The organism is Carnobacterium iners, from assembly GCF_900177385.1.
In the GTDB taxonomy this organism is placed as follows: domain Bacteria; phylum Bacillota; class Bacilli; order Lactobacillales; family Carnobacteriaceae; genus Carnobacterium_A; species Carnobacterium_A iners.
Genome location: NZ_FXBJ01000002.1, coordinates 96,006 through 111,261 on the forward strand (window position 1 = coordinate 96,006; position 15,256 = coordinate 111,261).

General features: G+C 29.5%; 12 protein-coding genes. 4 read left to right on the top strand and 8 right to left on the bottom strand.

The window, feature by feature from the left end; genetic code table 11:
• Positions 1–164: 164 nt before the first annotated feature.
• The 4 genes from B9Y54_RS00655 (at position 165) to B9Y54_RS00670 (ending at position 5,660) form a co-directional block, all read left to right on the top strand.
• Entirely contained in the window at positions 165–776 is a 612-nt protein-coding gene (locus B9Y54_RS00655; protein ID WP_085558515.1) for a recombinase family protein, read from the top strand.
• A 384-nt stretch (positions 777–1,160) separates the two neighbouring features.
• The gene (locus B9Y54_RS00660) at positions 1,161–2,636 is read left to right on the top strand and encodes a DNA methyltransferase (protein WP_085558516.1); all 1,476 of its coding nucleotides are present in this window, start codon (positions 1,161–1,163) and stop codon (positions 2,634–2,636) included.
• Entirely contained in the window at positions 2,621–3,880 is a 1,260-nt protein-coding gene (locus B9Y54_RS00665; RefSeq protein WP_085558517.1) for a DNA methyltransferase, read from the top strand. The genes B9Y54_RS00660 and B9Y54_RS00665 overlap by 16 nt, the downstream gene beginning before the upstream one ends.
• Before the next feature lies 1 nt (position 3,881).
• Complete coding sequence (locus B9Y54_RS00670) at positions 3,882–5,660, top strand: PDDEXK family nuclease (protein ID WP_085558518.1); 1,779 nt, start codon at positions 3,882–3,884, stop codon at positions 5,658–5,660.
• An 815-nt stretch (positions 5,661–6,475) separates the two neighbouring features.
• Here the strand turns inward: B9Y54_RS00670 and B9Y54_RS00675 are convergent.
• The 8 genes from B9Y54_RS00675 to B9Y54_RS00705 form a co-directional block, all read right to left on the bottom strand.
• The gene (locus B9Y54_RS00675) at positions 6,476–7,909 is read right to left on the bottom strand and encodes a 6-phospho-beta-glucosidase (protein ID WP_085558519.1); all 1,434 of its coding nucleotides are present in this window, start codon (positions 7,907–7,909) and stop codon (positions 6,476–6,478) included.
• 17 nt (positions 7,910–7,926) lie between these two features.
• Entirely contained in the window at positions 7,927–9,294 is a 1,368-nt protein-coding gene (gene celB, locus B9Y54_RS00680; RefSeq protein WP_085558520.1) for a PTS cellobiose transporter subunit IIC, read from the bottom strand.
• A 1-nt stretch (position 9,295) separates the two neighbouring features.
• On the bottom strand, positions 9,296–9,796 hold the full coding sequence (locus tag B9Y54_RS00685; RefSeq protein WP_085558521.1) for a hypothetical protein: 501 nt from the start codon (positions 9,794–9,796) through the stop codon (positions 9,296–9,298).
• Entirely contained in the window at positions 9,786–10,115 is a 330-nt protein-coding gene (locus tag B9Y54_RS00690) for a PTS cellobiose transporter subunit IIA (protein ID WP_085558522.1), read from the bottom strand. The genes B9Y54_RS00685 and B9Y54_RS00690 overlap by 11 nt, the downstream gene beginning before the upstream one ends.
• 22 nt (positions 10,116–10,137) lie before the next feature.
• Positions 10,138–12,135, bottom strand: a complete 1,998-nt coding sequence (locus B9Y54_RS00695) for a BglG family transcription antiterminator (RefSeq protein ID WP_143062489.1) — start codon at positions 12,133–12,135, stop codon at positions 10,138–10,140.
• Positions 12,136–12,154: 19 nt separating this feature from the next.
• On the bottom strand, positions 12,155–12,469 hold the full coding sequence (locus tag B9Y54_RS00700; RefSeq protein ID WP_085558524.1) for a PTS cellobiose transporter subunit IIB: 315 nt from the start codon (positions 12,467–12,469) through the stop codon (positions 12,155–12,157).
• Positions 12,470–14,413: 1,944 nt separating this feature from the next.
• On the bottom strand, positions 14,414–14,563 hold the full coding sequence (locus B9Y54_RS12245) for a hypothetical protein (protein WP_159446030.1): 150 nt from the start codon (positions 14,561–14,563) through the stop codon (positions 14,414–14,416).
• Positions 14,564–14,842: 279 nt separating this feature from the next.
• Complete coding sequence (locus B9Y54_RS00705; protein WP_085558525.1) at positions 14,843–15,214, bottom strand: hypothetical protein; 372 nt, start codon at positions 15,212–15,214, stop codon at positions 14,843–14,845.
• Between the last annotated feature and the right edge of the window lie 42 nt (positions 15,215–15,256).

Consider the following 15,256-nt stretch of genomic DNA (forward strand, 5'->3'; position numbering starts at 1 on the left):
ATAAAGTCAACTTTCTTAATATTACCAAAAACAATATCCATAATTATTACCAAATACCATTACATATAAGAGATAAATGGTAAAATTAAATTAAGTTGTTCTAAAAATCAGAGAATGACTTTATTTACATACATAATAAAAAAATATCTTAAAGAGGTGAAATCATGCGAATTGCCTATGCCAGAGTATCGACGGACAAACAAGAACTTTATCGTCAATTGGACGCTTTAAAAAAAGTTGGTTATGATAAGCTGATTCAAGAAAAATTTACAGGTACTCAAAAAAAACGTGCTGGATTAGATAGCTTATTTAATACCGTCAGACCAGGAGATATAATTATTATCGAATCGATTAGTCGATTGGGTAGAAAGACATTAGATATTCTTTCTACAGTTGAAGAATTAAAAGAGCAAGGAGTAGAAATCATTTCATTAAAAGAAAATTTAGATACCTCTACACCTACTGGTCAGGCTATGTTTCAGATGATGGCTGTAATTGCTCAACTGGAACGCGATCTGACAGTACAACGTGTAAATGAAGGCTTAACGTCAGCTAAAGCGCGCGGTGTGAAGCTTGGTAGACCGAAAATGGGTAAACAAAAAGTAAAAGATGCTTTAAGACTATATGATTCAGGCCAATATTCTGTTAAAGATATTATCAGAATAACTGGTATCTCTCAAGGATCGTTATACCGAAAGCTAAAAGAGAGAGAATCAAAAATGCTTTTATTTGATATAAAAAACAAACTAAAAAAAGATGAAGATCAGAGCTCTTGAGCTACTATCCTTCAGTTTTTTTAGTTTGAACTATTTGTATTTATCTTAACTAGAATAAATACAAAAAAACCAAATTCTTTACTTTTTCTAATACTATCTTTTTTTGCTTGTTTTCCTGTTTGAAGAAGTATCTCTTAAAACGAGTTAATAAAATTATCTATATTAAAATAAAACGACTCATTAATATAGAATTCATTATATATTTATTTGAGGTTTTTTTAGTACGAATTATAATTTATAAAAAATACGCATAAACTAAAGTCGTTTTAAATTTTATTGTATTTGATTATCTAGAATGTTATCATAATAGATGTATTTCGTGTTTTTTTACTCATAAAAGAATGATAAGCATCAGATAAATGAATAATACAAAGAGGTGTTATAGTGGTATACGAATCAACTGATGAAGTTTCTAAAAAATGGGGCATCTCCCCACGTAGGATTGCTACCTTATGTCAAAATAACAGAATCAATGGGGCTAGAAAAATTGGGAAAACATGGTTGATTCCTAATTATATCGAAAAACCACTAGATGGAAGGAAATCAAAAAACAATATGAACTTACATGATTTATACAAAAAAATGGAAGAAGGATATAATGTTATTTATCCTAGTCAAGATGGTGCTACTTACACAAGTCCACTAAATTATTCAGATGATTTATCTAAAACCAGACAAAGATGGTATAGATATAAAGAAGGATATTCTATTGAATTAGTTAAAAAGATTATAAGTGACTACTGTGAAGGTGATAATTTACAAATATTAGATCCTTTTTTAGGAAGTGGATCAACAATAATTGGAGCTAATTCTATTGGACACAGAGGGATTGGATTTGAAGTAAATCCTTTTTCTAATTTTTTATCTGAGTGTAAACTTAAAAATTATACTATTGAAGAAGCGGAACTCTTTAATAGTACTTATAAAGAAATAATTGAAGAATCGAAAGACAGTTCATTAGATTATTCTTTACCTGATTTATCGATTTCAAATAAGGTTTTCGATATAGAAGTAGAGCCTTTTTTTATGAAAATCAATTTTTTAATTAAGGAAAGAAATATTCCCCAAAATGTTAAGAACCTTCTTAAATTAGGCTGGTTATCTGCTCTTGAAATAGTTTCATTATATAGAAAAGCTGGGAATGGCTTAAAAAAAAGAAAATCACCTAAATCAACAGTAACAACAATTCTTGAAACGGAAGTAGTTTTGAGAAAGAACTATGAAGATATTTATTCTGATATAGTAAATAATACAGAATTGAAGTTTGATGCAAAAATAATCAATGATTCCAGCTTAAATATGTCATCATATATAAATGATAACAGCATTGATGCCATTATTTTTTCACCTCCCTATGCTAATTGTTTTGATTATACAGAAATTTATAAGTTAGAATTATGGTTTGGAGATTTTGTCAAAGCATATTCTGATTTGAAAGTTTTGAGATCTAGCTCTTTACACTCGCATCTTAATGGGATATCTCAATTAACAACAAATGCCATCATCGAAAAAAACGACCCTCTTTTTCTCCTTTTAGAGGAATTGAAAGGTCGAGAATTATGGGATAAGAAAATACCTGTAATGTTGGCTCTTTACTTTTTTGAGATGAAAGAAATTATAAAAAAAAGTTATGATGCTTTAAAGACAAATGGAGTATGTGCGATTGTTGTGGGTAACTCTGCATATGGTGGAGTGATTTTCCCAACTGATTTACTTCTCGCTAAATATGCTGAAAACATTGGATTTAAAGTTGATAGAATTGAAGTAGATAGATATATTATTACGAGCTCTCAACAGTATGAGAAAACGAAGAAATCAAAACAATATTTAAGGGAGAGTATCTTATGTCTAGTGAAATAATCAGTGTAAAGAATCTACCTAACAATCCAGAAAAAAACGGAACTTATTATATAGAACAAGCCAGTCCCAATACGTATACTCATGGGTTTTTTAAATATCCTTGTAAATTTATTCCTGAGATTCCAAGATGGAGTATTAAAAAGTATGGGAATGAAAAAGATATAAATATTTTCGATCCTTTTGCTGGTTCTGGAACAACTTTATTAGAAGGTATATTATTAGGTAATAACACGTATGGTACTGAGATAGATCTCGTAGCAAAAAAAATTATTAAAGCCAAAACTAATTTGTTTTCAATGAAAGATATTCAAGATGTTAAATATATATATACAGAAATAATTAACAAAGTAGAAAAAGAAGAAACTGTTATATATATTCCCAAAATAAATAATTTGGATCATTGGTTTAATAAAAATAATTTAGAGGTATTAGGCAAGCTGAAGACCTCTATTGATGAGATCAACAACGAGACTATTAAACTCTTTTTTGAAATTTGTTTTATTTCAATCATAAAAAAAGTTTCTAATGCTGATGACTCTTCACCTAAACCATATGTTTCTAGGAAAATTATCAAGACTCCTCCTGATGCACTAAATGAATTCAAAAAAACATTTTTAAGATACTTGTTAATGGAACAGGAAATGGTTGAAGAAAACATAACTAACATTTGTACTATTATTGAAGGAGATGCATTGTATTTTAAAACAAAAATAAAATTCGACTTAGCTGTGACCTCTCCTCCGTATATAAATGCTTTTGATTACCCTAGAACAATGAGGTTAGAAAACTTATGGCTCGAAACCATAGACGAAGATATGATAAGAAAGTCAAAAAAAGACTATGTAGGAACAGAACAGATAAACGTAAAAGAAGAAAGTAATAAACTGGATATTCTTAATAATTCTTCAATTTTAAAAGAAATTTATTATCAAATAGCTGAAATAGATTTGAAAAGAGCATTAATTGTTAAGAAATTTTTTGAAGACATGGAAAAAAATTTAATATCAGTAAACAAATCATTAAAAGAAAACGGATATTATGTTATTGTTATAGGTGACAGTACAATCAGAAAAATAAACGTTCCTAGCTGGAAAATCATCAAAGAAATAGCTCTAAAAAACGGATATTCTTATGAAACAAACTTCTCTTATGTTATTAGAAATCCTTACATTAGATTTCCACGCAATAATAAAGGAGGAAAAATTAGTTCTGATTGTGTGTTAGTCATAAAAAAGGAGAGTTAATATGGCACAAAAAAATAGAAGTAAAGAATTATGGTTAGTACCAAAAAGAAGTAGCATACATCAGACTATATGTTTAATAGAAGGTATTGTTGATAGAAATTACAATGGAAAATCCTGGGATGCTTCGAAACAAAATAATCTTGGAGTGAATTTAAAAAATAGAGGGGCTACTAATAATGGTAGAAATATATCTGATCAATCTATCCGTACTCTTTTAGCTTTACCACAATATCTTGGTCTTTTATATATTAATTCCAGTTCTACTCCTAATACAATAAATCTTACCAAAGCCGGAGAAAAAATATTGGATATGCATAGAAATAATTTAGTTAAAATTCCTAATTTAAAACAGGGTGGTGATTTTTTAATTACAGAATCATCCGTAGTTCTTGAACAAATGGAAAAACTAATAATTACTAATCCTATAATATTAAAAGATTGTGAGAATATTTTATTGTTTCCTTTTAGGATTACCTTATATCTACTAAGTAAATTAATTTATTTAGATCGAGAAGAAATAGGATATTATTTATTACGAATAAAGGAAGAGTCTGAAAAAGATTTAGTAATTCAAGAAATTAAAAATTTTAGAGATTTAGAACTTGAAAAAAGATCCAATTTAATGACAGAGTATAAAAAAACACATATAGGAAATATTACTTTAGTGAAAGCCCCCTCTGCTTCTTATTTCGAATCTATTTTAGAAGCTACAGGTATTATTGAACGAATTAAAGTCAAACCTAACAATAGAAAAAATAAGTTGCCTGCAATAAAAGTAAAAAAAGAATTTCAAACTTATGTAGAGAGTGTTATAAATAAAAAGTATCAGGACGCAGAAATCTACGATTTTGGTAAAAATGTAGATTTGTGGATTGATTATATTGGAGACCCTAGTAGACTATTTCCACCAATAGCTATTACAATAACTAATAGCTTGAAAAAGAGTTTTTTAATAAATATAGAAAAAGAAAATCACATAATATTTATTGATTTAATTGAAGAAAATGGTTTAATAGAATTGCCAATGTTTCCTAATGAGGAATACATACTATCTATTATTAGTATAGAAGACGGAACTGTTTTAGAGAGCATACATTTTATTCCGACATTTTCAAATAGAATAATAACTATCTCAACAATTTCTTCTATGAAAATAACAGAAATTCCTAAATTAACGTACAATCAACAATTTAACTTGATAAAACAAAAAATAATTAGTCATTCAGAAGCAAGTAACTTTAGTGGAGAATTTTCGAATTATTTAAACGTTTTATTGAAAAGTACTGGTGTTGATAAAACTAGTGATAAATCATTGCGAGGAGGGTACTATGAATATTTATTTTATAGTATTCTGAACCTTATGAAAAACGAGGAGTTAATAGATGATGTAGTCTGGAATGGAAGAATAGGTAAATTTGGTCTTCCTGTCGCTGCTCCAGGAGGAAAGATAGGTACGCCTGATATAGTATTTACCATAAATGGAATACACTATGTTTTAGAATTAACTACAATCAAAGCTAAGAGTTTTCAACAAAAAGCCGAAGTTCCTTCAGTCATTGATCATGTTCGAGTTTATAAGGATAATATTATAAGAGGTTATAGTGTTGTAGGGATATTTAGTGCCCCTTTAATTCATGATAGAAATAGTACTGTAATGAAACATCTTTTAAATGAGAATAATATTGAGTTTATTGGAATTACAGATAAAGACTTATTGGAGTTATTTGATTCAAAAAATAAAGATGAGCTTATCGAGAAAATTCTAAAAGTAATTTTATAATTCTGAAGATATGTGCGTTTTGCTTTACTGTGTTACAAACTACGATAAGATATACATGCACACACTTATAGTATCATTACTATGATTTTTAGTTCTATTAATTTTAATTTCAGCTCTTTCGAAGTGTTAATTGACCTATTGGTAATAATAGGGTTAGTTAGATTAGTAGGAGGGATGTTTATGAAATTAATCTTTGGCGAGGGAAAAACGTATAAACGAGATGAAATCACCTTAGAATTAAATAGTAACTAGTATTTTAAGTAGTGCTTAATACGTGAAGGTTAGAATCCTTCCATCTCGATATTTAATTCAAAAAAAAGGGAGCTGATTTTAGCTCTTTTTTTTTTTTGAATTAAATTACTGTCCAAGAAAACATTTAAACAATCACATTCTGAATTAACTTTTGTAAACTAGAATTTCCTAATTCTTGATTGAGAATTGAAATATTTAAAACCATTAGTCTAATTTATTTTCGATCAAGCTCTTTTAATAATTTGTATACTATAATTATAGTTTCTTCCTAAACGACCCAGTGACTCTAGTAATAATGTATCTTGTTGTCTTAGAAACTTTAGAGTTTCTTTTAACTCTAATCATTATTTTTTAACTTTGCTCCGTTGTTGATATACCTAGCTATCCTTCGTATTATCCCCTATTCCTAAACCATTTAATAGACACTTATAATCCACACTACAAATATAGTGAAATCAATAATCGTCATTGTCTATTATGGGTATACTTAAATCAGACTATAGTTGAAATAATTTTCAACTATAGTAAAAGAGGTCAGGATTTTTTATCCTAACCTCTTTTGCTTATTTATTCGTTAAGTCTTCTCCATTTGTTTCGATTACCTTTTTATACCAATTAAAAGATTTTTTCTTTGTACGTTTGAGCGTACCATTTCCATAATCGTCACGATCTACGTAAATGAAACCATAACGTTTACTCATCTCACCTGTGCCTGCAGATACAAGATCGATAGGTCCCCAAGTCGTATATCCCAATAATTCTATACCATCTAGTTCTACCGCATCTTTCATTGATTGAATATGGTCAGCTAAATATTTTATGCGGTAGTCGTCTTCTACGTAACCATCTTCATCAGGAGTATCAATAGCACCAAGACCATTTTCAACGACAAACAAAGGTTTACGATAACGATCGTAAATATCATTCATTGTAATTCTAAACCCAAGAGGATCAACTTGCCAGCCCCATTCCGTACTCTCTAGATATGGGTTATCTACAGTAGACAGTAAATTGGCTTCGCCTTGATCCATGTCTTCAGTATTAGCTGAAGCAACACGTGTTGAATAATACGAGAATGATATGAAGTCAACTGTATTATCTTTTAAAAGTTCTTTATCTCCTTTTTTAAAAGGAACTTCAATACCTTCTCGCTCCAATTCTTTTAAAGCATATGGTGGATATTCTCCTTGAGACTGTACATCAATAAAGAAGTAATTTTCACGATCTGCTTTTTGGGCAGCAAAGACATCCAATGGATTAGGTGTCATGGGATAAAATTTCCCACCAGCTAGCATACAGCCAACTTGGTTTTCAGGATCGACCTCGTGAGCAATTTTTGTAGCAAGAGCGCTAGCAATTAATTCATGATGTGCAGCTATATACTTCACTTCTTTTTGATTTTCACCTTTCTCAAAAACAATTCCAGCTCCCATAAAAGGCGCATGAAGTAACAGATTTATCTCATTGAACGTTAACCAGTATTTTACTAAACCCTTATAACGATTAAACAAGACACGGCATAATTTTTCGTAGAAATCGACAACTTTTCGGTTTCTCCAACCGCCATATTCCTTAATCAGATGCATCGGAATATCAAAATGAGTGATTGTAACTAGCGGTTCAATATTATACTTTTGGCACTCTTTAAATAGGTTCTCATAAAAAACTAAACCTTCCTCATTTGGTTCTTTTTCGTCACCTTTAGGAAAAATTCTTGACCAAGAAATACTCAAACGATAGGTACTGAATCCCATTTCAGCAAATAATGCAATATCTTCTTTATAACGATGGTACATGTCAATTGCTTCCTTAGCCGGATAAAAATGTTGGTTATCAAAATCCAAGTGCTTTACTTGTCCCGTTATGATTGAAAAGCGATCCTCACCTACAGGGACCACGTCTACGTTTGCTAAACCACGCCCATCTTCATCATATCCACCTTCAACTTGGTTGGCAGCCGTAGCTCCACCCCATAAAAATCCTTGTTTAAATCCCATTCTTATCTCCTCCAATATTATAAGTTTTCAGAAACTGACTTTTTCTTTTTTTGTTCTTCTAAAACTAATTTTTTATCGTACGCCTTTATAAAAGGATAGTAGATAATAAAAGCCGTAATTGCACAAATAAATGCGACAATAATTGCTCTCCAGTCTCCGCCAGTACCAATGAATGCTCCAATACCAACCGGAGATGGCCACGGTAATAAGGCTATAATAGGCTTTATCAATTCAAGTTTAATTGCAAAATATCCAATAGAAGCACTTACCATCGGTGCCAAAAAGAAAGGTATAGCTAAAAACGGATTATAAATAAGTGGTAAACCGAATATTAATGGTTCATTAATATTGAAAATCGCTGGTATCATAGATGCTTTACCAATAGCTTTGAGTTGTTCTGAATGTGCTTTGTAAGCAATAAAGAATGTCAAAAGCAAAGTCGCTCCTGATCCACCTACCGTTACAAAAGCGTTATTAAACTCACCTGCTAAAGGAATATTAGCGCCAGCTGCATTTGCTGCAAGGTTGGATAACGTTATTGGGGTTAGCAAAGAGAAAATGATGTTTGCTCCATGTATACCAACTAACCACAATGCGTGGACAATAAAGTAAATAACCATAATTCCAAGCCAGCTGTTCGTTAATTGCGTTACAAATCCAAAAGGAATCTCGATCAATTTGAATATATCCGTATTCAGTACGACTAATATTCCATTGATTAGTAAAACGACAAAAGCTACCATGAAAGCTGGAATCAGAGCAGTAAAGGCTCGTGATACCCCTGTAGGGACTTCTTCGGGTAACTTAATAATCCATTTTTTCTTCACACATAACTTATACAAATTAACTGCTAAAACTGCCATAATAATACCAGTAAATATCCCAACAGTTCCTAAACGTTGAACACCATCTCCACCAATTTGCCAACCATTAATAATGGAAACTTCTTCAGTCACCTCTGTTATTCGAGAAACGGAACCGTTTTCAAAAGCAAGTTGTGGAACAGAAATAAAGAATGCAAACACAGATAGTAACGCACCGTTTAGACCGCTCATCTCTAGTTCTTCTTCTTCAGCAATAATTTGTGCATACTCATATCCTAAACTAATATTGAAGTACAGAGCAAGAATTCCCATAGTAGCAGCATTAGCTAGCATATATAAGTCGCTAAATTTAAAGAATGTTGCATCAAAGAATCCTTTCAAAATTGGTATCGTTTCTGGTAAAACATTTAGCACTAAAAACATAGAGCCTACAATAGTAAAAGGAATAGTTGCTATCCCAGCACCCATGATTCCACGAACAATCTTAAGCTGAGCAATCTTACTTAATGGACCCATTAAGCTTTTTTCAAGTAGTTTAAATAATTTGTTTTCTTCTTCCATCTCATTCACTCACTTTCAAAGCTTTTTTGTATTTTAAAACTTCTTTATATAATCGGTCTTTTTTGTTATGAATCTTGACAAGTTTTCTTAGAGAAGTGGCCACGATAAGAGTGCCTAAAATTAAAACAAAAACTATCCCTATAAATCCTTGGAGACTAGTTGCCATGAAAGGAAAAGCCATTCTATAAAATGAGGAGAATAAGGATAAAGCTAAGAGTAAAATATTGACGATTAATTGAATAGTAAAATATTTTTTTATATGTTTTAAAGAAGTTTCTTTGTTGCCATATAATCTTATCTGTTCGTAAATCGGTAAGGTTATATACATCAATAGAAGTAATGGAATAAATAAAAGGGGGGATTTAGAGACAATTAATGATACGAACCAATTTAAATTTGCAAAGAACAATAAAGCTAGTGCGTAACGTATTCCTATAAATCTGGTATATTCCATATTTTTTAATGAAACTTTTTTTTTATAGCTTTCTGCACTATTTTCCATTATATTCCCCAACCTTTTCATAAAGAGCTAACATCTCTAAGGCAACCTCACGAAGAGTCATTGTTGTCATTAAATGATCTTGAGCATGAACCATAATAATTTCCATATTGATATTTACGCCATTTGCATATTTTTTTAATAAGTCTGTTTGAACCTTGTGTGCTTCGACTAAACTTTCATTAGAGCTCTCTAACTTTTCACGTGCTTTATTGTAATTTGATTCTCTCATGTCCTTGAATGACTCGTGTACAGTATTCCTTGCATCCCCGCTGTGCAAGATAATCGTAAAGGCTATTTTTTGAATTTCTTCAGATTCCATATTCTCATTTCACTCCTTTTATTTACTTTAATATTTGAATTAATTTCTTCTTAAAATCTTTATAATTCCTGGTACTTACTAGTGCATCTATGGAGGTCTGGCATTCTAATATTGGTAAGATGGCTTTACTAACCAATTCTATCTGTTGATTTCCAAAACGGTCTGGCAACAGCAACAAAGTCATTCTAATATTTTTATTATTTAAATCCCAATTAATCCCATTAGGTGTAATTAAAACAGCTACTTTAGATTTATTAGATGCTCCTTCCATAGGATGAGGTACAGCTATATCTTTTGAAAAAACAACAGAGCTAAACTTTTCTCTTAATTTTAATTGATTTTTTAAAAAAATTTTATCAATACTGTTGTCTTGCTCGACACTTTTATTTATCAAAACGTCAATAGCTTCTTCTCTGTTTGTTATCTCATTTGAGAAAACAAACAAAGAGGAATCAAAGTATTCATCAGTGATTTCTTTAATATCTATTGATTTTTCGAAAAACTTCATGCTTTTGTCTCTATCTATAGAGACATTTGATGAAATGACATTATTAATGGCTTTAATGTCCTCTTCATTAAGTAAAACACTGACATTAACAATTGGAATACTGAATACAATATTGGATAAATCAATTGAAGAAACAATTAAGTCAATATTTTTTAATCTTTCTTGTGTAATTTCATAATAGCTGATAATATCTTTAATGATAATTTTAGATCCTAATTCATTTTCTAAACGCAATCTTATAATTTGAGAGCTACCTAAGCCAGTTGCACAGATAACAAGTATCTGAGATTTACTTACACTCATTTGTCTCTCATTTGAGGCGATAACGTATAGAGCTATATAAGCCCATTCATCGTCAGAAATATTTTTATTCTCCATTACTTTTATGTTAGAAAAGGCATCTCTTGTTTGCTCAAACAAAGATTTATAGTTATTTTTTATTTCTTTTAGTAATGGGTTCAGTATTTTGCTCCCACTGTTTATTCTGATAATCAATGGAATAAAATGTGCTATTAATCCATTGATCAAAATTGAATCTTCAGAATAATGATACGACGTTTGTCTTTCGAGCTTTTTTAGTCCTTCAATTATTTGATCATGTAACTCTGATTCATTAATATTCTGTGAATCGAGCAAAACTTTATTTGATTGCCTACTTTTTAAGTGCAAAGCAATGTTATAAATTTCTGCATCTGGTAATAATATACCAGTGATTTGTTCTAAACGATTAATAATGTTTTTAGCAGTTTGAACTTCTTCGGCACTATTTAACTCATTACTATTCATGTTTGAGCTAACCTGATAACCTTCTTCAACTCGCATTATTGCTAAAGCAATATGGAGAGTTATGTTGAAAATGGTGGTATCATTTAATTTTAAATTCTGGTTTCTATACTCATCTAAAACAATTATTAGAATTTCTTCTAAACTAATGTTGTTTAGAATTAATGAAATCTGTTCAAATGACTTCATATTATTTTGGTATCGATCCAACAAGAAGTAACTTATGATAAAATGTCTCTTACTTCGTTCATCTCCTATGATACGTAAACCTTTTTGTTTGCTTGTTTTTAAACATAAGTCAAATGGTTTTAATGTCAAATTCATTTCCGTAATATCATTTATTAGTGTAGAATTTGAGATAAATAGTTCACTGAGACAATCCTCCACATAAATTAAATCATTTTCGAAAAAAAGACGTTGTAATAAAAAAAACTGACGATCGTTAGGCTCTTCAATATAACTGAGATCCCGTATTGTCTGATCAATATTCATATTATCTCTATAAAAATTCTTAAATACTATATCATCATGAACAATTAATCGATATCCATGGCCTCTTGTAGATTTAATCTGAGCTGATTTGTCATAAATCGATTCATCGAGCTGCTTCATATACTTTCGACTAGTCTTATCGGATACTCCTATAAGAGAGGCTATTTCTTGACTAGTTGTATATTTTGTTGAATTATGAAACAATATTTCTAAGATCTGTATCTCTTTTTTATTCAACAGATTAATCAAATCCTTTTTAAATATTATCTTCTACCAATTTAGCCATTTTCTCAGTACTCATAGGAATTGGAATATAAGCTTGAGGGGGAATATTTATAATTGGTTTACCAACTTTATCTGCTGCTTTTTTTAAATTATTAAAATACATTTTGGTTTGTGGGCTAACAAGATACAAGTCAAATTGATCTTTTTCAATTATTTTCGAACCTTGAGCTGCACTCGTTGCATCTAATTCTATCTCCTTTCCTTTCGATTGCAATAAGTCAGTTGTCTTTTTTGCAATCATTGATGAAGACATCCCACCTGCACAAATAATTAAAGCTTTTTTCATCTTTATCTCCTCCTTATTTTTAACTAACTTAAGTTTACGTTATAGCGCTTTCATTGTCTATATGATTAACTTCCGTTGCGTAACGGAAGTTAATTTCAGCACTTCATGAATTGCCAACACTTTATTAGAAAGGCTAATGGTTAATAGTTAAATAACTTGCAATGTAATTATAAGCAAATACTTCAGCGATATCTTTTCCCAGAAAATGAAAAATATTTTTATTGAGATATCTATTTTTAATAGTAAATAGTTTTCCTTCAACATAGCAAATACGATTGACAAAATAAAAAGAAGTTTCAATCTCACATTGAAGCCCAAGATTTCTTGTTACATTTGTTTCTGATCATTGTAAGTTAATAATCTCAGAATAAGTATTCTATCTTAAAATTTTCGTTAAATACTCTAATGAAATTAATTATAATCATATCAAGAAAAATTAATTTACCAGTATAAATATTGGCTACCTCAGACTAGGTAAGGAACAACTTTATCAAAAATTACATCAAAGGCCTCTCGTAAAGTATTTTTTTGATAATATACTTTATTATTAGACCGTTTATTATATGTAAGCGAACTTAATTTTTATATTTCTCATAAGTAACTTTTTCTAAAATTTGATTAACAATCTTTATGTATTTTCTTGTTATTCGTTCTCATTTTGATAATTTTTTATTCGTTATATGCAATCAATATAACAAATAGAAAGGATTAAACCAATACAGGCCTAACTCTTTCTATATATTTGTACCATATTATTTTATTGGTTTCATTTCATTTTCTTTTCTTTTAATAAGAATTATTTAATTTTCAACAAAAAACGAATGTTAAATTCCTGTATAGACATAGATCGTAGTTATTTGAATAATCAAGCCTTGCCAACTATTTAAATAATCTAAAATTAGCAAGCCATAAGTAACTAATTATTGATATTAAAAAACAAGATACAATGGAAACCCTAAATATTTTTTAGTTATCTAACGCATTATCAATTAAGATGTATCTAATAATTCTCACAAATATATCGGGTCTATAAATGTCTAATCAGAAATAATAAATATTAAAAAAATAGCGGAAATCTCATTTGGAGAAACGTACAAAATTTTCCTTGTCACTTTGTAAACTACTATCGAATCAAGTACATCGGTAACTACTGATATTGTTACAAAATATTTTTCGAGGTTTCTTTAGTATCAATATCTAGCATTTTCACTCTGATATTAAATTTGAAAAGAGATATATTCGCTATGATGACCTGAAAAATAATAGCGATGATAATCACGTTCACTTTTATTCAATTTTTGGGTATAACATTATTAAGATATTTTTTTCTTTCAGTGACTACAAAAAAATCCAGCAAAAAATCAGTTAATATTATAATAAGCTACTAAGTATAAAATAGCTATACTCATAGCATCGACATTTCCATCGTATACAACATTCATAAAAACAGCAACCAACGCTAGGGTATTTAAAGTTAGACCGGTTACTTGATTCAATAGCACAGACCAATCGGAACCGAATTAGCTTGTAATCCAATTTTTTCACTGAAGGGTTAAGCAATTAATAGTTTATAACAAACATAACCAACAAGAGCTATTGGTATAGTTAATAAGAAAACCACTATAATTGTAAGCATAGCTCTTGTGTTGACTAATCATTTTAAAAAGTTGAGAAGATCATTAAGAAATATAAAACTTATTTATTTTTAATCTCTAGTTTTTTTATCATTCTGATAAACACCCCCCTTTTCGTTATGAATATATTATTTTTTAGTCCATTTTATTGTTCTTTCTTCTTCAATATGACGAATCAAACTTATATTACAAACAACTACTTCACTATTTTCTTTTTGGAAATAGATATTTTCATGAAAAAAACCACAGAAAACTCCTACAATATCATCTTTATATTTCCCATTAAATAAACAGTCTCCTTGAACGATAACTACTTTTTTTGACTATAAGAATGATCGATTGACTCATATACTTGTTCTTCTTGTTTATCTTTTTTAAAATTTATTTTTTTAGAGCTTTTGCTTTTTTCGGCTGTCAATTCATTATGTTCGGACAATATTAACCCTTGCCACTTGGCCATTTTCCGGTCACTATAACCAGAAGTGTTGAGTTTTGAATGTAAAAAAGACTTAAATAATAATTCGACCTAAAAGAACGTTCGCTATATTATTTTACGGACTTATATTTTTTGAAGTTAAACTATTTACTCAATGATCTTAAATATATTAATCGAAACTCATAAACATTAGGTGCTCAATCAAATAAACATATGATATCTGTTGTTTTTGGGTAAAGTTTATTGTGCAATTAATAATAAAAAGAACAGGAAATAACACATAATTAGTTTTAGTTAGAAATATCATCCCACTTCATCAATTATAAATTTCTTTTTACCAATTTGATATTTGATTTTAATCTCTACATATCCCTTACTAACTATTGTATTAATCTCATCTAATAATGAACTTACTTGATAAGTACCATTATTTATCTTAAAGATAAGCTTTTCCTCTATCATTTTTGTTAATATATTATTCAAAGTTCCTACACTTATTCTCAATTTGTTTGCTAGTTTATTCTTCACATAAGAATTTAAGACTAGTTTTCTATCATTCTGATCCTTTATCCATAATTCAAATAATAGTTTGCTATGTTTTTTGGGGAGATCGTGTAGTAACATAATATCTTTCAAAAACACTTCAACTTGATTATAAAGTTCATCTTTTTCCATAATCTTTTATCTCCATCTTAATAAAATATGATTTTCTTTTAT